Annotated in this window: 17 protein-coding genes; 9 read left to right on the forward strand and 8 right to left on the reverse strand. The window is 51.0% G+C overall.

Features of this window, described 5'->3' with window-relative positions; all coding sequences use genetic code 11:
• The first annotated feature begins 212 nt into the window (after nt 1–212).
• From VB712_RS02365 to VB712_RS02405, 8 genes are all read left to right on the forward strand, one after another.
• Nucleotides 213–1,436, forward strand: a complete 1,224-nt coding sequence (locus tag VB712_RS02365; protein WP_323251743.1) for an amidohydrolase family protein — start codon at nt 213–215, stop codon at nt 1,434–1,436.
• Nucleotides 1,433–2,413, forward strand: a complete 981-nt coding sequence (locus VB712_RS02370) for a hypothetical protein (protein WP_323251745.1) — start codon at nt 1,433–1,435, stop codon at nt 2,411–2,413. Before VB712_RS02365 ends, VB712_RS02370 begins: the two co-directional genes overlap by 4 nt.
• Nucleotides 2,395–3,060: a PIG-L deacetylase family protein gene (locus VB712_RS02375; RefSeq protein ID WP_323251747.1), complete on the forward strand. Its 666-nt coding sequence runs from the start codon at nt 2,395–2,397 to the stop codon at nt 3,058–3,060. Before VB712_RS02370 ends, VB712_RS02375 begins: the two co-directional genes overlap by 19 nt.
• Nucleotides 3,061–3,156: 96 nt before the next feature.
• Nucleotides 3,157–4,704 carry a trehalose-6-phosphate synthase gene (locus VB712_RS02385; RefSeq protein ID WP_416236227.1) on the forward strand — a complete coding sequence of 516 codons (1,548 nt, stop codon included), beginning with the start codon at nt 3,157–3,159 and terminating at the stop codon, nt 4,702–4,704.
• 361 nt (nt 4,705–5,065) lie between these two features.
• On the forward strand, nt 5,066–5,290 hold the full coding sequence (locus VB712_RS02390; RefSeq protein ID WP_323251749.1) for a hypothetical protein: 225 nt from the start codon (nt 5,066–5,068) through the stop codon (nt 5,288–5,290).
• On the forward strand, nt 5,283–5,657 hold the full coding sequence (locus VB712_RS02395) for a type II toxin-antitoxin system PemK/MazF family toxin (protein WP_323251751.1): 375 nt from the start codon (nt 5,283–5,285) through the stop codon (nt 5,655–5,657). The genes VB712_RS02390 and VB712_RS02395 overlap by 8 nt, the downstream gene beginning before the upstream one ends.
• 344 nt (nt 5,658–6,001) lie before the next feature.
• The gene (locus VB712_RS02400) at nt 6,002–6,241 is read left to right on the forward strand and encodes an antitoxin (RefSeq protein ID WP_272118205.1); all 240 of its coding nucleotides are present in this window, start codon (nt 6,002–6,004) and stop codon (nt 6,239–6,241) included.
• A 9-nt stretch (nt 6,242–6,250) separates the two neighbouring features.
• Entirely contained in the window at nt 6,251–6,655 is a 405-nt protein-coding gene (locus VB712_RS02405; protein WP_323251754.1) for a type II toxin-antitoxin system VapC family toxin, read from the forward strand.
• A gap of 281 nt (nt 6,656–6,936) precedes the next feature.
• Here VB712_RS02405 and VB712_RS02410 read toward each other — a convergent pair whose 3' ends face one another.
• The 7 genes from VB712_RS02410 to rpsT form a co-directional block, all read right to left on the reverse strand.
• Nucleotides 6,937–7,896 (reverse strand): undecaprenyl-diphosphate phosphatase, encoded by a 960-nt coding sequence (locus VB712_RS02410; protein WP_323251756.1) that lies wholly within the window; start codon nt 7,894–7,896, stop codon nt 6,937–6,939.
• 18 nt (nt 7,897–7,914) lie between these two features.
• Complete coding sequence (locus VB712_RS02415; protein WP_323251758.1) at nt 7,915–8,238, reverse strand: metal-sensing transcriptional repressor; 324 nt, start codon at nt 8,236–8,238, stop codon at nt 7,915–7,917.
• A 177-nt stretch (nt 8,239–8,415) separates the two neighbouring features.
• On the reverse strand, nt 8,416–12,354 hold the full coding sequence (locus VB712_RS02420) for a DNA-directed RNA polymerase subunit beta' (protein ID WP_323251760.1): 3,939 nt from the start codon (nt 12,352–12,354) through the stop codon (nt 8,416–8,418).
• Between the two features lie 261 nt (nt 12,355–12,615).
• Complete coding sequence (locus tag VB712_RS02425; protein WP_323251762.1) at nt 12,616–14,550, reverse strand: DNA-directed RNA polymerase subunit gamma; 1,935 nt, start codon at nt 14,548–14,550, stop codon at nt 12,616–12,618.
• Nucleotides 14,551–14,680: 130 nt separating this feature from the next.
• Complete coding sequence (rpoB, locus tag VB712_RS02430; protein ID WP_323251764.1) at nt 14,681–18,013, reverse strand: DNA-directed RNA polymerase subunit beta; 3,333 nt, start codon at nt 18,011–18,013, stop codon at nt 14,681–14,683.
• 105 nt (nt 18,014–18,118) lie between these two features.
• Nucleotides 18,119–18,901, reverse strand: a complete 783-nt coding sequence (locus tag VB712_RS02435) for a TatD family hydrolase (RefSeq protein WP_323251766.1) — start codon at nt 18,899–18,901, stop codon at nt 18,119–18,121.
• Nucleotides 18,902–18,990: 89 nt separating this feature from the next.
• Complete coding sequence (rpsT, locus tag VB712_RS02440; protein WP_323251768.1) at nt 18,991–19,293, reverse strand: 30S ribosomal protein S20; 303 nt, start codon at nt 19,291–19,293, stop codon at nt 18,991–18,993.
• A 279-nt stretch (nt 19,294–19,572) separates the two neighbouring features.
• On the opposite strand from rpsT, the gene hisD reads away from it, so the two are divergent.
• On the forward strand, nt 19,573–20,877 hold the full coding sequence (gene hisD / locus VB712_RS02445; protein WP_323251770.1) for a histidinol dehydrogenase: 1,305 nt from the start codon (nt 19,573–19,575) through the stop codon (nt 20,875–20,877).
• 121 nt (nt 20,878–20,998) lie between these two features.
• Here hisD and VB712_RS02450 read toward each other — a convergent pair whose 3' ends face one another.
• On the reverse strand, nt 20,999–24,226 hold the full coding sequence (locus VB712_RS02450; RefSeq protein ID WP_323251773.1) for an efflux RND transporter permease subunit: 3,228 nt from the start codon (nt 24,224–24,226) through the stop codon (nt 20,999–21,001).
• Between the last annotated feature and the right edge of the window lie 132 nt (nt 24,227–24,358).

Consider the following 24,358-nt stretch of genomic DNA (forward strand, 5'->3'; position numbering starts at 1 on the left):
GGAGAATGTGCCAAAGGTGTTAAAGCATAGGTGTGCGTACCTGAATGGGGCACTGACGGCTTAATTGGATTACAATCATATACTTGGTCTGAGTAATTATACTCATCTCCTAACTGAGATGTACCCCTTAGATGAAGGTTTGTATCACACAGTAGACTATTTTAGTTCTGCCGCAAAGAGCAAAATATTTTCAGATTGACGGATGAGGTTTTATGTGCAATCAAGATGCAGACATATCTTCCTACAGAAAAATTTCCGCTGATTACATCTACACAATTTCAGGGCCTGTCATTGAGTATGGAATGGTTACTTTGGACAGCTACAATACAATTGTGTCTATAAGTCAAAGGGAAGTGGGTAAAAAAGATGATTTGGAGATCTACGAAGGTATAATCATTCCTGGCTTTATTAATGCCCATTGCCATCTCGAGTTATCACATTTACGAGATAAGACCCCTCGAAATGTAGGTGGACTAATACCCTTTATCGAAGGAATATCTGCTCTTCGAAAAGCGGAAAAATCAGAAATTATAAATGCAATTGAGTGTGAAGAACAGAAAATCATTGAGGCGGGTATTGTTGCTGTAGGAGACTTATCAAACACTACTTATACTTTTTATCAAAAGTCTTTGGGGAATATCAGATACCATACTTTCATAGAAATTTTGGGGGGTGACTCTGAACGGGCCGTAGAACTTTTTGATAGGGGAAGATCACTTTACCAAATAATGCCAACTGCGAATAGGGGATCGAAGAGTATTGTTCCCCATGCTCCTTATAATACAAGTCCCGAACTTCTGCATCTAATCAAGAATTTTTCTATGGAATTTGATTGTATTTTGAGCATTCATAACCAAGAGTGTAAAGCCGAAGAACTATTTTTCAAAGCTAAAACAGGTGCTTTTGTAGACTTATATGAACGGATAAATGCAAAGTACGATTTTTTTGAAGCTAATGGTGAAAATTCTTTGCATTACACACTACATAACTTGCTCCATAATAATCAACTTCTACTTGTGCACAATATTTTTACCTCTATAGAAGATATTCAATATGCTGTAGATTATGCAGAAAAAGTTAATGGGACAATCTATTGGGTAATGTGTCCCAACTCAAATCTCTATATTGAAGGGGTATTACCTGATATTCCTTCCTTCGTGACAGAAGGCGCAACAATTGCTATTGGCACGGATAGTTTAGCATCTAACTTTCAATTGTCAGTATTAGAAGAACTCAAAACTATAAACAGGTATTTCCCTAATATTCCTATTCACTCCTTATTGAAATGGGCTACTCTTAATGGGGCTAAAAGTCTCAATTATGACTCAGACTTGGGTAGTATAGAGATTGGCAAGAGAAGTGGGCTTAACTTATTAACTGGTGTAGATCTGGCAAATAATAGTTTACAAAAGGCTGAGGTGAAAAAATTAACATGATTATGAAAGAATATGACAAGGATGTTTTTGTTCAAAAACTCTTAGTAGATTTCCCCTTCCGTGTTCTCTCTTCTAATGATAGAGGACTTTGTGATGTAGATAAGGACTTCTTGCAGGACTTATGCAATAGGGTTGCTTATGTCGATTTTGATTACATTCCCAACTGGGGCATAAATGGTCTGCGTGCTAATATTGCTGGATTGAAGAACCAAAATTGGTATCGTTCAACCCAATACTTTAAAGATAAAGCATCTCGAAGGTTTTGTATGATTAATCATCAAAGATTACAATCAATACTACAAGAAGCTGTGCAAGACATTATTCAAAGCGAAGCGACAATACAAGGTTACAGCATATATGGCAGCTATTTATATGGACACGATGAGGAGTTTGATGACATTGATATATTGCTAATAGTGCAATCTGCTTCAAATTTAGCACTTGATGCCTTAAGATATAGGCACGATGACCTCAAAAATGTTTTTGCGAAACCATTTGAAACATTTGATACCTCCAAAATGATTGGCTTAACAATAATCAGTCAAGATACTCTTACCACTAACAATCAATCACCTATTGTTACAGAAGCTGCTTTATTGGATGTCGCAACTGGCATTTCCTTTGGACAATGTGTATCAGCACCCCTATTGACACCTTTTGTAATTCTGAAAGATGCTCAGAAGCTCATTGGTTGGGGGGGAAGCAATGTTTTAAAGGCACCTAAAAAGACTTTGAATATGCTAGATCAGGCCATACGAATGAGAAAATGGATGGTTGATATATATTCAGAAATTGCGTTTAAAGAAACTGCTCTAGACAGGTTCTTATATCCTAATTTAATAAATTGTATTGACAGTAAAAATCACATCATAGAGATTTGTATTGAGGTTCAGAAGTTGTTAGATGAAGATGAGAAACTGCTGCGAAATTTAGTAGCCCAGAAACTAGTTGGTGAATCATGCAAACAATTTATATAGTCTCGCCACACATCGATGATGCTGTATTTTCGCTTGGCGCGTATATGCTAAGTTCCAACTACTCTATTTCTGTGATTAATGTATTTTCTGAAACAAACTTTGTTTATGAGTCTATAGTATCAAAAGCAGACGCCTTAGCCATTCGAAAGGATGAAGATAAAAGTGCACTGACGAAAGTAGGTGTCGAAAATATCTTTTATATGGATTTGCCAGAAGCCCCATTGAGAGGCTATACTTTAAATAACTTGTTTATTAAGAATGGAGATGAAGTTTGGCTAGATACGTGCATAGTGGAAAGTATTAAACAATACATTACAACCCAGATCCACCCTAATGGCGAGTTTTTTATTCCTGCTGCTTTTGGTTCACATGTTGACCATTTGTTAGTGCGAACTGCTTGTCAACAGTTAAATGTGTCAAAATTTTATTATGCAGATCTTCCCTATGCTGCTGATAATAAGAGGTATAGAAATGAAAATGCCCGATTTTTTCTATCAGATAAAATATGCCACAGAAGGCACATTGATTATGAATCAATCAATGTCCATATGGACTTGTGTAGAATATATAAATCTCAGTTCTTGAACCGCTTTGTAGATGAAATGACCAATTATTTAACAAGCGAGCAGTATACAATATGGAGCTAAATATGTGCATTCCTAAAACTTTAGTAGTCTATGTAGTGCGCGGGACAGAGGAAAATCAGGCCACACCACCACGATAATGAAGTTAGGAGCAAGACAATGACCATCGAAATAACCTGCCCAACCTGTGGGTCTCACGATATCTCTAAGAATGGCACCAACCACTGGGGGAAGCAAAATCACAGGTGCCAGGACTGTGGTCGCCAGTTCGTGGAAAATTTGCAATGGCAACCGAAGTCGGAGGAGATCAAGAAGTCGGTGAATCGGTTGTTACATGAGAAAATCTCTCTAGCGGGCATTGACCAGGCAACGGAGACTTCCCAGAGTTGGGTGCAAAGTCAGGCTAATGTTACCAAAACTTTTATACTGGTCTCGAATAGAGGCCCCAATTTTAAATCGGCTACTAAATTACATTTTTCTGCTGGCGGTACCGGTGATGCTTACATGAATTTGGTATCTAACTTTTGCCATAAGTGGCTATGTATATGTTCTGATAAGCTTTCTTCAAACTCCGTGGAGTCTAATTTCGACGATAAACTACAAGTGATTTTTGTGAAAGATCACAGCTATAGCAGATATTACTATGAATTTATCTCAGAGTGTTTGTATCCAGTATTATTAGGATATCCTAGTAAGGCTATATCATGCGATAAATACAGTGATTATCTCTATGTTATGAACGTAGTCATAGAAGAAATGCGAGAATACATGAATTTTGACGTGATTTTGTGTGACTATCACCTCTACAAATTGCCGACTCTCATTGATTGGAAATGCCGTAAGATATTTTTTTGGTTCATTCCTTTTCTCAATGTTGAATTTCACAAAAACATACACAAAGAGATTGTGGAAGGTCTTTCCAAATGCGAGAAAGTTTTTTTTCTTACAAACGAATACTCTAATAATTTCAAAAGATCATTTGAATATTATTTTCCTGATGAAGATTTGAACACTAATTTGGAAGTATTAATACCTGGGCCAGATAGAGGTTTTGAACAAGCTGAGTATATTTCCCGTAAAGACTTTCAAGAATCTCTTAAATACTTTGATGTTGAGTTTTCTGATCATGACAACTATTTACTAAGTGTTAGCCGACTAGATTTTGTAAAAAACATACCTCTCACAATACAAGGATTTGAATACTACTTGAAAAACCATCCAAATTCTAACTCTCATCTATTGATAATCGCACCGCATCATCGAGAATCTTCAGAAATCTATCAGGATGAGGAGCGTTCTATCTCTAGCATTTTATCTCGTTTGTCTTGCAAGAGTAGAGTGCATGTAATTCATCGAAGATTCAACCGAGAAGAGTTAAAAGTTCTTTACAAATTCTGTCATATGTTCATCTTAGCTTCCCGCTTTGATGGTATGCCCCTTTCGCCATTAGAGTATGCACTTTCTAATAATGGCTGTGGTAGTATTGTTACATCTAATACTTCTGGTACTTACAGATTTATTGGAAACTATGCTTATAGTTTTGAGTCTGAAAGCTTTGTTTCTTTAGGGCAAGCAATTAGTAGGGCAATATGTGATTCACCGGAGGATAAAAAGACTAGATTGAGTAGTATAAAAACTCTTGTTAAAAGTGTGACTATAGATCACTGGGTTGATGAAGTTGCAAAAGTAATTTCTAATGAGAAATAGAATATTTTTATCAAACTGCGAGTGTGATGTTTTTGGAGACAATGCCTACTTTTCAACAACATTGGCAGGATCAGGGAGGTTTACCCACTTTCCAAGAGCGTGAGCGGGCTATGCTCAATCTGCCTGAGAGCCGCGATCATCGATAGAATGAGTATAAAGTTCTGGGTGAAGTAGCAATGACTGAGTTGCTTGAGCGTGTGCTCTCCATTACAAGCCTTACCTGAACGTGAGCAGAACGCAATTGCTTCGTTGCTGAGATAACTCATGCTCCTGGTCTCCCGATATTCTTATTGACAACTGATGTAGGATTGGTTAGTATGACAGTGGAATCCTACTAGACTGTCGCGGGCAGCTTACAGCCATGAGTAAGAAAGTCAGTATAACCTTGGATGACGAAGTTCTAGATTTTGTAGATCGGCTAGCAAGCAATCGTAGCAGATTTATAAATGATGTCCTCTGGCAAGAGAAGAGAAGGATTTTTATGAAAGAGCTAGAAGATGCTTATAAAGATCAGGCTAATGACCCGGAGTTCCAGGAAGAAATTTCCGTCTGGGATGTTGCAGTGGGCGATGGTTTAAATGCCTAACGGAAACTTAACCTACAAGCGAGGAGAGATATGGTGGGTTGATCTGAAACCTGTTATTGGTCATGAAACCGATAAAGAACGCCCTTGTCTAATTTTGCAAAATGATATCGGCAACCAAAATGGGGCAACAACAATAGTTGCTCCTTTGTTGCCTGGAACAAAGACTTATCCGTTCGTTGTGAATATTACACCAACTACACAGAATGGACTTGATAGAGATCGGCACATCAACTTAAGTCAAATGAGGGCTGTAGATGCTCAAAGAATTAAGCATAAACAGGGTATTTTGGAAGAAGTTTATTGGGAAGAAATTGAGAAAGCAGTATGTATTGAGCTTGGTTTCAGTTTAGCGTTCAAATCCTCGTAGTTCGCCTAACAATGTGATGTTTTTGGAGACAATGCCTAATTTTCAACAACATTGGCAGGATCAGGGAGGTTTACCCACTTTTCAAGAGCGCGATCGCGCTATGCTCAATCTGCATGAGAGCCGCGATCATCGATAGAATGGGTGTAAAGTTCTGGGTGAAGGGGCAATGCCTGAGTTACTTGGGCGGGCGATCGCCTTTGTTACAAGCCTTACCTGAAAGTCAGCAAAACGCAATTGTTTCGCTGGTTGAATAACTCATGCTCCCGATATTCTTGCCAAACTAGCAAATACAGAAATAGATTTTCACCGATTTTCTCACAGTTCAAACAACAAAGAGGTCACTTATGCAAAACTCTCGTCATGTTTCCTTACTCACAAATGGACAAGATCAAGTCCTAACCATTCCCCATGAACTTGCCCTATCCGGTACAGAAGTTTTGTTACGCAAAGAAGGTCATCGCTTAATCATTGAACTCATTCCTGCTCATTCTCTCCTTTCTTTGCTAACGACGTTGCCAGACATTACGGATGATTTCCCTAATCTAGATGAGGGGTTACTTCCCCTGGATGACATCACACTTTAGTACCACCCAATGACCTATCAATACCTCCTTGATACAAATATCCTGTCAGATTTGATCAGACATCCTCAAGGTCGGATTTTCCACCATATTGTCGATGTCGGGGAAGATAGCGTTTGTACTAGCATCATTGTGGCGTGTGAACTACGATTTGGAGTAGTTAAGAGTGGTTCCTCCCGTCTGGTACAACAACTAGAACGCATCCTTGAAGTTTTGACAGTTTTGCCGTTGGAATCACCTGTAGATGAGCACTATGCCTCAATTCGTACAAATTTGGAGCAAGCAGGAACTCCGATTGGTCCGAATGATTTACTGATTGCTGCTCATGCCCTAGCTCTTGATCTGACCCTTATTACAGCAAATACCCGTGAATTTGAGCGTGTGCCTGCCTTAAAGTTAGATAATTGGTTGCTTTGAAAATACAAGATTTGGCATAAGATGTCTTTGGTTCAAGCGAAGAGAACAGTTGGAAGCGGCGCAGGCTAACTTCACCGTTAAATCCGATCAAGGTGGGGATGTGATGTTTTTTGGAAAGAATGCCTACCTTTCAACAACATTGGCAGAATCAGGGAAGTCTACCCCCTTTCCAAGAGCGTGATCAAGCTATACTCAATCTGCCTGAGAGCCGCAATCATCGATAGAATGGGCATAAAGTTCTGGGTGAAGGGGCAATGAATGAGTTGCTTGAGCGTTTCACCCTACACCAACCAACCCAGGGCCAATCCTGCCAAAATCACCACCCCAAAACCAAGGCGATACCAGACAAACACCCAAGTATTTTGTTTTTGTAAATATTTCAACAACCAGGCAATGGAAAGGTAGGAAAATACTGCTGAGGAAGCTGTACCGGCAATCAGGGAAATCCATTCTGATTGGGAAACCCCCACATCAATCACATCGGTTTTCAACTGCACCAAACCCGCCAACGTAATCGCCGGAATCCCCAACAGGAACGAAAACCGGGCAGCGGTGGCTCGCTCCAAACCCATGAACAGGCCAGCGGTAATCGTTGAGCCAGAACGGGAAACCCCCGGCATCAGGGCCAAGGCCTGGGCTAACCCCATGATGATCCCATCGCGGGTTTTGAGGTTTTCAAAGGTTTGGGTACGTTTGCCGATTTTTTCCCCGAGGGCTAAGAGAGAAGCCATGACGATGGAGGCCAGGGCGATCGCCCCCAAACTGCGAATCGGCGAATTATCCAAATCCGGAACCAGCGCCTTCAGTAACAGGCCCACCAAAACAATGGGTACAGTTCCCACCGCAATCCCTAAGGAAATCCGCCAGTTTTGATCCTGCCAGTCTCGTTTTTGCAGCGCCCGCCAGGCCCCTAGGGATAAATCAACAATATCGCCCCAGAAATACCACAGCACCGCCGCAATACTCCCCAACTGAATCACAGCTGTAAACGTCACACCGGGATCACCCCAGCCCAATACTTCAGGAATTACTTTGAGGTGAGCCGTGCTGCTAATCGGGATAAACTCCGTTAACCCTTGGATCACGCCTAAAATCAAAGACTGAAACAGATCCATCTCCACCCGACCCGTGGGGGCAGGGCCTTGGGCATGGGCCCGAAGGGCAGAGAGGGCGATCGCACAGCCCACCCCTAACATAATCTCAGCAATGAGCGTTAGTCGTTGTTGCAAAAACGGCTTCATAAATATTGCACAAAAGAACTAAGGGAGGAAGCGATCGAGAGCCGCCTTCAGCTCCTCAATTTCCGCTTCAATATTGCCTTCTTCCGCAGCACGAGCCACACAGGCCGTCAGGTGTTCATCTAAAATCATCCGGGCGACTCGATCCAACGCCCCCCGCACCGCCGCAATTTGGATCAACACTTCCGCACAGTGGCGATCCTCCTGCACCATATTTTTCACGCCCCGAATATGACCCTCAATGCGAGACAAGCGATTAATAATCTGGCGCTGGGTTTCAACACTGTGGACATGGCTATGACCTTGGGGGGGAGCCGTTGTCGGATTGGGAGAATTGTCTAACATCAATTGGCACCTACCCTAGAGAGAATCTAGATTCCTCAAAAAATGGAGTGAGAAGTGAGGCGTGAGAAGTGAGAAAAATTGATCTTGCTCTTTTCTCTCTGCTCTTTTCTCTCTCCTTTGCATTTGTAGGGGCAAAAGATGTTCCGCCCCTACATTGTTCGCCCCGACAATAATCTCTTATTCCTCCTCATCCAATAGGAACGTGGCGTGTTCTGCTAAATCGTCCCCACTATCCAAGTGATAGATCCGGGCCGTTTGGTCATCCAGCACCATGTCCTCATCAAGATCATGGCTATCGCGACTAAAATCCGCCCCGGCGCGACCATAGTTCGCCTCTGGTATGCCTCGTGTGGGGAGAGCGGGGGCGAAATCATGACCATTGTCAAAGTCGAGGCTGCTGTCGCGGAACTCCTCGGTGGCATGGAAGCCGGTTCCGGCGGGAATCAGGCGACCGATGATCACGTTCTCCTTCAGACCCCGCAGCCAGTCGGATTTGCCCTCAATCGCTGCCTCCGTCAGGACGCGGGTCGTTTCCTGGAATGAAGCGGCGGAGATGAAGCTGTCCGTGTTTAGCGATGCCTTCGTAATCCCCAGCAGTACCGGCGTATACCGGGCTGGAGCGCCGCCGGTGATCCCCATCGCATCGTTCACCTGCTCCACTTGGCGCAACTCCACCAATTCCCCCGGCAGCATCGTTGTATCGCCGCCGTCGTCAATCCGCACCTTCGAGGTCATCTGCCGCACAATCACCTCAATATGTTTGTCGGAAATATCAATGCCCTGGGATTGATACACCCCCTGCACACTGTCCACCAGGAAGAACTGCGCCTTTTCCAGGGCAATCAATGCCGCCTGATAGTCGCCAATCTGGTCTTTGTAATATTCAAAGAACGTCTCCAGGATTTCATGGGGGTTCGAGGGGCCATCGGTAATCGCCTCCGCCGTTGTCACCTGTTGACCATCGGAAACAATCGCATTCTGCCCCGGACTAATCGGGTAATCACTAATCGTCCCATCCTCCTCGATGATCTTAATATCCACCGTCTCATCCGCCTCATACACCACCTGGGCCACCCCAGGGCGACGGGCAAACACACAGGCTTCCCGGGGGCGACGGGCTTCCAGCAACTCCTCAATCCGAGGTAGACCCTGGATAATATCCCCCGTCTTCGACCGTTCAAACACCAGCAGCACCAGGTTATCCCCCCGTTGCACCAGATCCTTATCCCCCACCTGCAACAATGCCCCCGCCGAAACCCGATAGGGCCGCGCCCGGCGCAGAATCACCTCAGTCTCCGACAGTGCCAACACCTGCCCCGATTCCGGCGAAGGCACCCCAGGGGCCAACGCCTGCCCCGCCACCACCAAATCCCCCTGGGCGAGATTTGGGGCAATGTCCAGATCCACCGTCAGCAGATCCGTGTTCCGCGTCACCAGCACCCGGCGCATTGCTTCCGTTTCCGTTTGAATTCCCTGGATCAACCCCCCTTCCTTACATTGAATCTCCGTTTTCGCCACCACCGCAGCGGGGGGAATTTCCTGGCCATCCTCCACCACGATGTAGGTCCTTGTCCCCCCCGTCGTCGTATCCGCATCCATATCCCGGCGAATCACCAAGGATTCTAAAATCACGATTTGCAGTTGATACTCCGTGTTCTCATCCTCAGGATCATGGGGAACCAGTTCGATATCGGCGCTCATCGTCGCCACATCGCCATGTTCATTGGCCACCCGGTCTTCAATCATCTCTAACACCAATTGCGTACTCAGCAATTCCACCCCATCCACGGACTTGACCCGCTCCCCATCCTTGTAGTAGAGCCGTTGCACTGCCCGCAGTTCAATCTGCTGCCCCGCCCCGCCATTGATCGAATCCTGGGACGGCACATCCGGTTCATCGGCGATCTGGTATTCCACCACCGGCCGCAGCAGCAGCGCTAACCCTTCCGGCGTGTCCACATATTCCCCGTATTTCAACGCCGTCAGCGTGAAGCCGGGGAAGATTTCCGTTCCCGGTTGCAACAGTTGCCCATCGGCATCGACAATCGGGGGTTCATCCAGCATATGCAGATCCCCCGGTTTAATCACCATTTCCCGGAGAATGTCGTTCTTCTGCACCACCTCCACAATCCCCGCCGATTGACAGAAGATGTCCTTGACCACCTCTGTGCCGGCCTCCACATACTGCCCCTCTTCCACCATCAACAGCGAAATATCCTTGTTCACCTCATGGCATTCTTCGGGAATCCACAGCAGCGTTCCCCCTTTGGTGACTTCGTAGCCCTGCTTTTTACCGCGAGATTTCCCCGTTTCCACCCCCGCGTATTTAATCGTCCCGCCGGTTTGGGTGCGGTATTGGTCATCGCTCAGTTCCGCAATCACCTGATGGTTTTGCACCTTCGCCCCCGGTGTAGCCTTGAGGAAGAACTGCTGGCCATGGCCCGTTTGAATGATGTACTGTTCCCGCGTCCCGGACACGGTGCGCCGCACACTGGCCTGATCCAACTGGACGGAAGCGGTAATAATCTCAATTTCCCGGCTCCCTTCCGTCAGCCGCACTACGCCGCCGTGGATCGTCCGCAGTTGCGTCTGGGCTAACACCTCCCCCTGTTCAACGCGATCGCCATTCTTCACCACCGGCTCCGCCCCCGGCAACAGGTTATACACCTCCCCCGCCAACACCCACAGCAGACCCCCCCGTTGGGCAATATGGGTAATATTCCCCTGGCGATCGGTCTTTTCCTCCGCCACCAGGCGGTCAAACCGGATTTCCCCGGAGAGATCCGAAGCCACATCTTTGGTGGCCTTTTCCGTCGATTTTTGCCGTTTCGTAATCGACTCCTCCGCGAGGATCTGCCCCGCCTCCACCCCGTCGCCTTTTTGCACCAACAGCAGTGACCCAGGGCTAACCGTATAGGTGAATTTCTCTCCGCTCGTCGCGGTGAGGATCAGATCCCCCGCCACCTCCACCTGCTCCAGGTCATCCCCGTGGCGGGTGCGCACCGGGCGGGTTTTCAGTTTTTTGCCAAATTGAATTTTCCCCGCCGCATCGGCCTTAAACGTCCGCGCCACTTCCCCGGTGAATACCCCCCCGGTGTGGAATGTCCGCATCGTCAACTGTGTCCCCGGTTCGCCAATCGATTGGGCGGCAATAATCCCCACCGCTTCCCCCAGATCCACCAGCTTGCCATGGGCTAAACTCCAGCCATAGCAATGCTGACACACCGACCGGGCCGCATCGCAGGTCAGGGGCGATCGCACCTTAATCTTGTCAATCCCCGCCCTTTCAATCGCTTGGCTCAGGTCGTGATCCATAAAGTCATTGCGCCGGGCAATCACTTCCCCCGTTTCCGGGTGGATCGCATCTTCCGCCAGAGCGCGACCATAGAGACGACTGGCGAGTTTGATGAGAATGCGATCGCCATCCTTCATCGGTTCCGCCGTAATACTCCGCTGCGTGCCACAGTCCGATTCCCGCACAATCACATCCTGGCTCACATCCACCAGCCGCCGCGTCAAATAGCCCGAATCCGCCGTCCGCAACGCCGTATCCACCAACCCTTTCCGCGCCCCGTAGGAGGAAATAATATATTCCGTCACCGTCAACCCTTCGCGGAAATTCGTCTTAATCGGCAGCGCAATAATTTCCCCCTGGGGATCCGCCATCAAGCCCCGCATCCCCACCAACTGGCGCACCTGGGAAAGATTCCCCCGCGCCCCACTAAAGGCCATCATATAGACACTATTCAGGGGCGTATTGTCTCGGAAATTCCGCACCACCTCATCTTTCAATTCCTCAGAGGTACTATTCCAGGTATCAATCACCTTCTGGAACCGCTCCACCTCGGTAATTTTCCCGGTGCGATAGCGCTCCTCCGTGATCGCCACCTCCGCCTCAGCGGTAGCCAGCATCGCCTTTTTCACCGCCGGCACTTGCAAATCATCAACACTAATGGAAACCCCGGCGATCGTCGCATAGTGGAACCCCATTTCCTTGAGGTAATCCGCCACCTGCGAACAGCGAGCGCTGCCATAGTTCGTATAGGCCCAAGCGATTAACTTTTTGAGCTTACCTTTGTCAACAATGTGGTTAAAGAAACGAGGAGTTTTAGTCATTTGAAGGATGTTTTGAAGGATGAAGGATGAAGGATGAACAGGGAATGGGGAATGGGGAAGGATCCCCCCGGCTGCGCCGACCCCCTTAAAAAGAGGGTTTTTTCCTTGAACCCCCCCTTTTTAAGGGGGGGCAGGGGGGGATCCTGCCCGTGGGTAGCCGGTGCTAGATCCCCCCGGCTGCGCCGACCCCCTTAAACAGGGGGTTTTTTTCCTTGAACCCCCCCTTTTTAAGGGGGGGCAGGGGGGGATCCTGCCCCCGACCTACGCAATCCCCAACGCCTCCCCGATGGTTTTGTTGTAGATAATCCGCCCCGGAGTCGTATAGACATATTGGAAACGCTCCCCCTCCTCCGTTTCCCGGATCAGGCGGGTGGGCAGGTAAGTCTCCTCCCCCCGGGGTTCCCCATAGCAGCGAATGCCTGGGGCCGTGGCGATCGCCAACTCCACCTCCGCCTTTGCCACCTCCACCTCACCCCCATAGCGCAGCCAAACATACTCATGGATATTCAATTGAGCCTGCTCAAAAGCTTGGAGCGTGTCATCCATCGAAGCAAACCGGCGGGCTTGGCCCCCCTTAATCCGCTCCAACGCCTCATCCCCATTCCTCACCAGAGCCGGCCGCTCATAGTCAGGATTTTCCGCCGTCAGGTAATAGCAACCCAACACCATATCCTGAGAAGGAGCCACAATCGGCCCCCCCGTTGCCGGAGAAAGAATATTGTGGCAAGCCAGCATCAACAACCGCGCCTCCGCCTGCGCCTCCAACGACAGCGGCACATGAACCGCCATCTGATCCCCGTCAAAATCCGCATTAAACGCCGGACAAACCAAAGGATGCAGTTGAATCGCCCGCCCCTCCACCAAAATCGGTTCAAAGGCCTGAATCCCCAAGCGGTGCAACGTCGGCGCACGGTTCAGCAGCACCGGATGGCCCGCAATCACCTCCTCCAACACATCCCACACCGTGGGATCGCCCCGCTGGATCAGCTTTTTCGCCGCCTTAATATTGTTCACCAACCCACCCTTAATCAAGCGGTGAATCACAAAAGGCTGAAACAATTCGATCGCCATCTCCCGAGGCAGACCACATTGATAAATCCGCAACTTCGGCCCCACCACAATCACCGACCGTCCGGAATAATCCACCCGTTTCCCCAGCAAATTCTGCCGGAACCGGCCCTGTTTCCCCTCGATAATATCCGAGAGGGATTTCAGGGGGCGATTATTGGCCCCCACCACCGTACGACCCCGGCGGCCATTGTCAATCAGCGCATCCACCGCCTCCTGGAGCATCCGTTTTTCATTGCGGACAATGATTTCCGGCGCAAGAATTTCCTGCAACCGCGCCAGACGATTATTGCGGTTAATCACCCGGCGATAGAGATCATTTAAATCCGACGTGGCAAACCGCCCCCCATCCAACTGCACCATCGGCCGCAGATCCGGGGGAATCACCGGAATATAGGAAAGGATCATCCATTCCGGTCGCGCCCCCGTAGCAATAAAGTTATCAATCACCCGCAGCCGCTTAATCAGCTTGGCCCGCTTTTGCCCCTTGGCCCCGGAAATTTCCTCCCGCAGCTTTTCCGCCTCCTCCTCCAGGTTAATCTCCTCCAGCAACCGCTGCACCGCTTCCGCCCCAATCCCCACCTCAATGCCTTCCAGTTGAGAATCCTCCTCATAGAGTTGCTCCTCAATTTCCAGCCATTGGTCTTCCGTGAGCAATTGGCGATAGCTCAAGTTACTGGCATTGCCGGGATCCAACACCACATAGGCATTGAAATAAACAATCTGCTCCACATCCCGCAGCGCCATATCCAGCAGAATGCTCAAATAGCTAGGGATGCCCTTGAGATACCACACATGGGTAACGGGGGCCGCCAGTTTGATGTAGCCCATCCGGTGGCGACGGACGCGGGATTCTGTCACCTCCACACCGCAGCGTTCGCAAACAATGCCGCGATGGCGAACCCGTTTATATTTGCCGCAGTGGCATTCCCAATCTTTGGCGGGGCCAAAGATGCGCTCGCAGAACAGGCCGTCCATTTCGGGCTTGAGGGTGCGGTAATTGATCGTTTCGGGTTTAGTGACTTCCCCCACCAATTGGCCATTGGGGAGAGTCCGTTCCCCCCATTGACGAATGCGATCGGGGGAAGCTATGCCGATTTTTACGTAGTCGAAACGGTTGTCAGACATAAGATCAAGGATGAAGGATGAAGGATGAAGGATGAAGGGGGAGGGATTTTTGAAGGATGAAGGGGGAGGGATGAAGGATTTTTGTGGCAATTTCTGCCTTCTGCCTTCATCCTTCTGCCTTCTGCCTTTCTTACGCTTCGTCTTCTTGGAGGTCGTCAGCGGTGAGGGATTCGTAGGTGGGGCGGTTGGGGGCGCGGCGGCGATCCACATCGGCCATTAAGTCCACTTCGGTGTCGTCGCTGTTGCCGTCGGTGGCGGTTTCGACTTTGTGGACGGCAATATCTAGGCCGAGGGATTGAAGTTCCCGCATGAGCACCTTAAAGGATTCCGGTGTGCCGGGGCGGGGAATGGGTTTGCCCTTGACGATCGCATTTAAGGCTTCATTGCGCCCCTGCATATCGTCGGATTTCACCGTGAGCAATTCCTGGAGAATGTAGCCTGCGCCGTAGGCTTCCAAGGCCCACACCTCCATTTCTCCGAACCGCTGTCCCCCCTGTTGGGCTTTGCCCCCTAGGGGTTGTTGGGTGACGAGGGAGTAAGGCCCCGTGGAACGGGCGTGAATCTTATCATCAACGAGGTGAACGAGTTTGAGCATATAGGCAATGCCTACAGCGACGGGACTATCGAAGGGTTCGCCGGTGCGGCCATCGCGGACGGTGATCTTACCAGGGTTATCGAGGCTGAACACCCAACTTTTACCGGGTTTGCGGCTGGCTTCTTCGAGCTTGCCATGGACAGCGGTGCGGCTGGCTTCTTCCCCATACATTTCATCAAAGGGGGTGATTTTAAACCGCACGCCGAGGTTTTCCCCGGCCCAGCCCAGGAGGCATTCAAACACCTGGCCCACATTCATCCGGGACGGCACACCGAGGGGATTGAGGACAATATCCACGGGGCGGCCATCGGGGAGGTAGGGCATATCTTCGGCGGCCATAATCCGGGAAATAATCCCCTTATTGCCATGGCGACCGGCCATTTTATCCCCCACTTGGATCTTGCGTTTTTGGGCGACATAGACCCGTACCACCATGTTCGCGCCGGGGGGAAGTTCATCCCCCTGCTCACGGGTGAAGACGCGCACATCGACAACGCGACCCTTTTCGCCGTTGGGAACCCGCAGGGAGTTATCCCGGACATCGCGGGCTTTTTCGCCGAAGATGGCGCGGAGCAGTTTTTCCTCTGGGGGTTGGTCGGATTCGCCTTTGGGGGTGACTTTGCCGACGAGGATATCGCTGGATTCCACCCAAGCGCCAATGCGGATGATGCCCCGCTCATCGAGGTTGCGGAGGGCATCTTCCCCAACGTTGGGAATTTCGCGGGTGATTTCTTCGGGGCCTAATTTGGTTTGGCGGGCTTCAATTTCGTATTTTTCGATGTGAATACTGGTGTAGACATCATCCATGACGAGGCGTTCACTGATCAGGATCGCATCTTCGTAGTTGTAGCCTTCCCAAGGCATATAGGCGAGGAGGATGTTCTGCCCCAGAGCCAGTTCACCCCCTTCGGTAGCGGAACCATCGGCTAAGACTTGACCGGGAACCACCGGCTCATCTTGATAGACCAGGGGCCGCTGGTTGAGGCAGGTGTCTTGGTTGGAGCGTTGGTATTTTTGAATTTCGTACTCCACTTCTGCCGGGAGGGTTTGGTTGGCTTCCTCGGCGGCGGCAATTTCCTCTTCGCTCCAATCGACCCGAATCCGCACCGATTCCGCATCCACATAGCTCACTGTTCCATAATGGCGCGACACCACCACCATGCCGGAGTCGCGGGCGGCCTGTGCCTCTAAACCCGTCCCCACCAGGGGCCGCTCCGGTCGCAACAGAGGCACGGCTTGCCGCTGCATATTGGAACCCATCAGGGCGCGGTTCGCGTCGTCGTGCTCCAGGAAGGGGATTAATGAGGTGGCGACGGAGACGATTTGCATCGGGGAAACCGCTACATAGTCTACCTGTTCGGGGGTGGTGGTGGAGAATTCCTGCCGATAGCGGACGGGGACGCGATCGCCCTTAATTTTATTATTTTCATCGGTGGACACATCCCCCGGAGCCACCTGAAGATCATCCTCTTGATCGGCGGTGAGGTATTCAGGGGTATCGGTATAAAGCACATGGCCATTTTCCACCCGGTAATAGGGGGTTTCAATAAAGCCGTACTGATTAACGCGGGCATAGGTAGCCAAGGAGCCGATCAGCCCGGCGTTGGGGCCTTCCGGCGTTTCCACCGGACAGATCCGCCCATAGTGGGAGGGGTGAATATCCCGCACCGCAAAGCCGGCCCGCTCACGGGTGAGACCGCCGGGGCCCAGGGCAGAAAGGCGGCGTTTATGGGTCAATTCCGCGAGGGGATTGGTTTGATCCATAAATTGGGACAGTTGGGAGGAGCCGAAAAATTCCTTAATGGCAGCCACCAGGGGCTTAGGGTTCACCAACGAAGCGGGGGTGAGGGAATCGGCTTCAGAAACCGTCATTCGTTCCCGGATGATCCGCTCTAACCGATTCAACCCAACCCGGACTTGGTTTTGCAGCAGTTCCCCCACCGAACGCACCCGCCGATTCCCCAAGTGGTCAATATCATCGGTGTTACCGCTATCAAACTCCAGGTTAATCAGGTAGTTGATTGCCGCCATGATGTCATCGTTGGTGAGAACGCGGATCGTGTCGGGGGTGTTGAGGCGGAGTTTTTTGTTGATTTTGTAGCGGCCCACCTTGCCCAAGTCGTAGCGCTTGTTATCGAAAAAGCGGGATTCGAGCAACTGACGACCGCCGTTCACCGTGGGGGGTTCACCGGGACGGAGCTTGCGGTACAACTCCATCAAGGCTTCTTCCTCAGTGGGGTTGCCTTCTTTATCGAGGGTTTTCTGATAGAAATCGGGGTGGCGTAGGCCATCCATGATTTCGTTATCGGTGAGGCCGATCGCCTTCAGTAAAACCTGAGCCGACAGTTTGCGGGTTTTATCAATGCGCACCCACACCAAACTATTTTTATCGGTTTCAAACTTGAGCCAGGCCCCCCGGTTGGGGATCAGGGAGGCGGAATAGGTGCGGCGACCGTTTTTGTCGGTTTCGGCTTTGTAATAGACACCGGGCGATCGCACGATCTGATTCACAATCACCCGCTCCGCCCCGTTAATAATAAACGTGCCTCGGTCGGTCATCAGGGGCAGATCCCCGATAAACACTTCCATTTCTTTAATTTCCCCGGTTTCCTTATTGATCAACCGAGTCGGCACATACATTTGTACGGAATAGCTAGCATCCCGCCGTTTGGCCTCATCCACATCGTACTTGGGGGCATGGAGTTTGAACTTATCCCCAATAAAATGCAATTCCAACTTGCCGGTATAGTCTGTGATTGGCGAAAAACTATTGAGTTCTTCAATCAAGCCGGTTTCTAGAAACCAACGGAAACTTGACCGTTGAATCTCAATCAAGTCTGGCAGCAGATTGTAGGTTAGGTTGGTCATGGGTTTTGACGATGGGGACGGAGGGGGGGGAGAGCAGTGAGGGGAGAGTAGTGAGAAGTGAGAAAAATTGATTTTGCTCTTTTCTCTCTCCTCTTCCCTCTCTCCTCAATGGACGGGTAGGCGGAACAGTTGGCGGGCGTTGGCGGTGGTGGTGGCGGCCAGATCCGCCAATTCCTCTTGGCGGAGTTGGGCTACCGCTCGGGCAACATGATGGACATAGCTGGGTTCATTGCGTTTGCCCCGATGGGGGACGGGGGCCAAGAAGGGACAATCGGTTTCGATCAGGAGGCGATCGCTCGGTACCATTTGCGCCGAAGCATGGAGATCATGGGCATTTTTAAACGTGACAATGCCGCTAAAACTGATGTACAGCCCCAGATCTAAAAACCATTGGGTTTCCGTGGGATTGCCCCCCCAACAATGCATCACGCCGCGAATCGGGCCGCAGGTGTCGTTCATTTCTTGGAGGAGTTCTCGCATCGCAGCGGCGGCATCGCGACAGTGGATGATCACCGGCAAATCTAAAGCCGCCGCAATTTCCAATTGTTGGCGGCAGACTTGGCGTTGATGGTCAGCGTTTTGGGCTTTGAAAAAATCCAGGCCCAATTCCCCAATGGCCACCACCCGCTGATCCGATGCCGCTAACCGATGAATTTCTGGCCCTAGACCCTCATGCCATGCGTCGGCATCGAGGGGATGCAAACCCACAGCAAAAAATAGCTCTGGGAAGCGATCCGCCAGGGCCTGGATTTGGGGAAATTCATCGGGGCGAACGCAGGAATGCACCAACTGCACCACGCCAGCCTCTTGCCAGCGGGCCCGCACGGCTTCCAGGTCTGGTTGTAAGACCTCGAAGTTAATATGGACATGGGTATCAACTAGCTGCATGGGGCAACCCAATGATGGATATATGGGCCGTTGCCCAAAGGGCGATCGCGTTGGGCGGATTGGGCGTGACAGGAATCGCCCCGTGAACCCTAGGCCGAAACCGCTGGGGTTTCGTTGCGCCGTAAATACCGCACCAGACGGGATTTTTTCCGCGCTCCGGTGTTGACATGGAGCACACCTCGTTTCACCGCTTTGTCAATTTTGCTGTAAACCCGTGCTTGGGCCGCACTCACTTCAGCGAGTTGTTCAGCGGTGGGGTTAGCCGCGTAGGCATCCACCGCTGCGAGATATCGCTTGCTGAGGGTTTTGACAGCAGATTTGTAGGATTTATTACGGAGGCGGTTACGCTCAGCAATTTCAATACGTTTAATCGCAGATTTAGAATTAGCCACGGTCGTCTTCTTGAACAGGTTGCTGGGTTTGCAGGTAGAATATTAAACACTTGTCGGACATATTAATATACCACTAGGGGAAACCACTGCGCAACTTAAACCGCAGCCCATCGCTAAAATTTGTCAATTCGCTCAAATTGGCTCAACGGGGGAGCGATCGCCCCACAGCCTTCAACTATCCACGTTAAGCTAGAACGTAATCCGGATTAAGTGCCGGGACGCTAAGACCCCCACTTGCTCCACTCTCCTCCTTACCACTCGCCCAGGCATTGCAAGACCATGCTGCGAATCATCACCGAGGCAACTGAGGCCCGTACTGAACTGCACCGTATTAGTAGCCGCACCCACGGCAGTGAGACGCTGCCTCAGGAAGAAGCTGTCCGTACCATTGTGCAAACGGTTCAACAGCAGGGCGATCAAGCTCTGTTGGACTATACCGCCCAATTTGACGGTCAAACCGTCACCGTTGAACAGTTGGCCATCAGCGGCTCTGAACTGGATGCGGCCTATCAACAGGTTTCTAAAGAACTGTTGGATGCGATTATTCTGGCCCGCCAGCAGATTGAAGCCTTTCACCGCCAACGGCTGCCGAAATCCTGGGTGCAGTTCCAAGACGATGATACGGTGCTGGGGAAACGCTACACCCCTGTTGATCGGGCCGGTTTATATGTACCTGGGGGGCGGGCGGCCTATCCCAGTACGGTACTCATGAATGCGATTCCGGCGAAGGTGGCCCAAGTGCCGCGCATTGTCATGGTCACGCCCCCCGGGCCGGAGGGAAAAATTAACCCGGCGGTGTTGGTGGCGGCTCAGGAGGCGGGGGTGACGGAAATTTATCGGGTGGGGGGGGCGCAGGCGATCGCCGCCCTCGCCTACGGCACAGCAACGATTCCCAATGTCGATGTGATTACCGGGCCGGGGAATATCTACGTCACCCTGGCGAAAAAGATGGTCTATGGCGTGGTGGGGATTGACTCCCTGGCGGGGCCATCGGAGGTGTTGATTATTGCCGATCGCTATGCCAATCCTGTCCATGTGGCGGCGGATTTGTTGGCCCAAGCGGAACATGATCCCCTCGCGGCGGCGATCCTACTCACCCCTGATCCAGAGTTGGCCCAGAAGGTACAGCAGGAGGTGACGCGACAATTGGAATATCACCCCCGACGGATTTTGACGGAAAAGGCGATCGCCCATTACGGCCTGATTGTGATTGTGGAATCCCTTTCCCAGGCGGCGGAATTTTCCAACCTCTTTGCCCCAGAACATTTGGAGTTAGAAATTGAAGACCCCTGGGATTTAGTGGAGCAGATCCGCCATGCGGGGGCAATTTTCCTAGGGAATTCTACTCCCGAAGCCGTAGGGGATTATTTAGCAGGCCCCAACCACACGCTGCCCACCTCCGGCGCGGCCCGTTATGCCTCAGCCTTAGGTGTGGAAACGTTTATGAAACATTCCAGCCTGATCCAATATTCCCCCCAAGCCTTGCAACGGGTTGCCGGAGCCGTCCAAACCCTGGCCAATGCCGAAGGTCTCCATTCCCATCGGGAATCGGTACGCCTCCGGGTGGATAAAAATGCCCATTGATAACTTTCCTCGTTACTTGGCTCTGCCCAGTAACGCAATCCGGGAGGCTCTGCCTCCAGGCGGCAGAGCCGCCTCATGGCCGCGCCACGGGCCTAGCCATGGCACGAGATGGGAGGAGAGGTTAGTTTATTTCCATCGTTTCTTGATCCTGCCAGGGGGCGCGGAGGGGGTTGCCACCAGAAAAGAGGACATAGAAACAGGGAATAATAAACAGCGTTAACAATGTGGCGAGGGATAGCCCGGAAAACACCACCACCCCTAGGGGTTGGAGAAATTCCGAGCCTTCCCCGATTCCCAAAGCCAAGGGAAACAGACCCAACACCGTTGTAATTGTGGTCATTAAAATGGGTCGTAACCGTTGGGGGGCTGCCCGCAACATCGCACTATAACGGCTAATGCCGAATTCCTCGCGAATTTGGTTCGCCAACTCCACCAACACGATCGCATTATTGACCACAATCCCCACCAACAACACCGCCCCCACCAACACCATCGCCCCCACTTCCGTTTGGGTGACGTATAACCCCAAAATCCCCCCCGCCAGGGCTAGGGGGATCGTGCAGAGAATCACCAAGGGATCAATGAGGGAGTTGTACTGCACCGCCATCACGACAAACACCAAAAACACTGCCAACGCCCCCAACAGTTTTAAGGCCGCTTGTAGTTCCCGCTGGCCTTCGGCTTGGGAACTGGGGATCAACACGACCCCCGGCGGGAGTTCCACCGTTGCGAGGGCTGCTTCCGTTTGGGCGATCGCCTCCGATACACTGCCCCCCTCTTCCACCAAATTACCCGCAATCATAAAAACCCCCCGCTGGTTAATCCGTTGGATTTGACTGGGGGCCAAACCAGGCTCCAAGCGGATCACATCCCGGAGGCGGATCGCAGTATTGCCACTGGTGAAGAGGGGAACCTGGGCTAATTGCTCTCGCCCTTGACGTTGTGCAGGGGGGAGTTGGACACGAATATCCACAAGACGCTCTGAAGTGCCGGAGCGGTGGCGCAAGCCTGCCGTAGGCATATCGCGCCGTTGTAACCGAGTGGGAACAGACCCTTGGAGGGCGGTTTGTACCGTTTCCCCCACATCTCCATTAGTGAGATCGTAGGTGGCCAAGCGTTGCCAATCCGGTAGCACTTGCACCTCCGCTTCTGGGGGGTCTGCATCGGGGCGGAACCGCACCACATCAACATTTTCATCTAAAACCCGGAGTATTTCCTGGCCCGTAGCCGCCAGTACCGCCCCATCATCCCCTTGGATCGTAATATCCACATCCGCCCCCCGAATGGGTGAATTACTCAGGACAATCCCCCGCACTTCCCCCGGTGAAAGGCGCAATCGCGTATTCACCAAATTGAGGCGATCCAGTTCACGGGTGACACGTTCCACATAGGCTTCGACATTCGTACCGGGTTTGAGCGTGATGGAACTCGAACCGCGTAGTATATTTGCGCTGGTTTGGTTAGCAAACAAGGCTCCACCAGCGGTGGTAAAGACATATTCCGTTTCCGGCTGGGCTAAGAGTAATTCATCCACCCGCGCCATCACCTGCCGGTTTTCCGCCAAGGTTGTACCAGGGGGGAATTGCGCCCAGAGGTTAGCTTGGCCGGTACTAATGCCGGGGAGAATATTTTGGGGCAATTGTCCCGCCATCCACCCACTCCCGCTACCAAACAGGGCAAAGGCCAGGATAATCACCCAAAGCCGATGTTTCAGTGCCTGGGCTAAGAGTTGGCCATAGCGATAGCGCACCCAGAGAAAACTGCGATTAAATTGGACAATCATCCCCCAATGCTCCACACCGCTCTTGTTGCGTAGCCCCAAAAGGCGGGAGGCCAAAGCGGGGACAACGGTTAAGGCGAGAATAAGGGAAGCGGCGACGGCAAAGCTGATGGTGAGGATTAATTCTCGAAACAACAGAGAGAATAAACCGCCCATCATCAGGAAGGGGAGGACGGAGACGAGGTTGGTCATCGTCGAGGCGATCAGGGCGGATTCCACTTCTTGACCTTTGGCGATCGCATGGGTGATGGGATCATCATGATTTTCTGAACCAGCGGCGATCGCCTCCAGCATCACAATCGAGTTATCCACCACAATCCCTACCCCCAGAGCCAACCCCCCCAAACTGAAAACGTTAATCGACAGGCCAAACAATTGCATCAGAATCACCGCTGCCAAGGTAGCCAGGGGAATGGCGGTGACAATGATAAACGTCTGACGGAGGGAGCCAAGGAAGAAAAACACCGCCAATGCGGCGAGAATCGTCCCCGTCACGCCGGAGGTAACGACATTTTCAATGGAACTGCGAATAAACCGCGATTCATCCAAGGTCGGCACGAGGGTCATATCCGGGGGAATCGCCCCCCCATCCCGCATTTCAGCAATTTTCGTTTTAACAGCATCGACAACGGCGATCGTGTTGGCATCGGCCTGTTTCTGAATACTCACCTTCACCGCACCCTCACCATTGAGGGAGACAAACACCCGCTGATCTTCCGCCCCATCCACCACTTCCGCCACATCCCGCAAATAGATGCGACGGCTGCTGTTTAAGGGCAAGGGGAGATCCCGCAATTCCTGGATAGAGGTCAACCGGCCAATGGTGCGGGCCAGGGGTTCGCCGCGATCGCCCTCCAACCGTCCCCCCGCAATATCCTGATTCCGCTCCCGCAACGCCGTCAGCACATCCTGCAAACTCACGCCCAAGGATTGCAAGCGGTTCAAATCCAGATTGACCTGTACCTCTTCCCGCAGGCCCCCAGACACATCCACACTGGCCACCCCTAGCACCATCGCCAACTCACGGGCAATTTCCTGATCCGCAAAAACGCGCAATTGCACCGGATCTAACAGGGAAGATTCCAGGGCAAATTCATAGACCGGCAGTTGGGAGGGGTCAAACTTAAACAGTCGGGGTTCTTCGACAATATCCGGCAAACTAGAGCGGGCGCGGTTCAGCGTTGCGGTGGCATCATTAAGGGCTTGATCAATATCTTCCCCCGGTTGGAAAAACAAATCGAGACTGATCCGCCCTTCCCGCGTTTGGGAATAAACCTGTACCACCCCCTCAGTCGCACTGAGAGCCGCTTCTAAGGGTTTGGTGACTTCTTCGAGGGCAACTTCAGGAGAAACGCCAGGGGCATCAACCCGCAGGCCAATGCGGGGATAGGTGATCGCAGGCAGGAGATCGACATTGAGTTGCAATAGGAAAAACACCCCTAAAACCATCGTGGCCAGGGTGAGCATCAATGTGCCGATGTGCCGCCGAATGGCGATCGCACTAAGGGAACCCTTCGGTTGAGGAGGGTCTTGGGGGAAAAACAGTTTCGGTCGGGAGGAGCGGGCCATGGAGGGAGGAAAAAAGACGTTGCCCTTTAGGATAAACGTTGTGCAGGCTCAAAGCATGGGTCAAAGGTTACAAGGCAGCAACCCCCCGAAAAACCCAGTTGCTTAGTTCATTGCCCCACCACCACCAACCAG

The sequence above is a fragment of the Spirulina sp. CCNP1310 genome, from assembly GCF_034932185.1.
Taxonomy (GTDB): domain Bacteria; phylum Cyanobacteriota; class Cyanobacteriia; order Cyanobacteriales; family Spirulinaceae; genus Spirulina.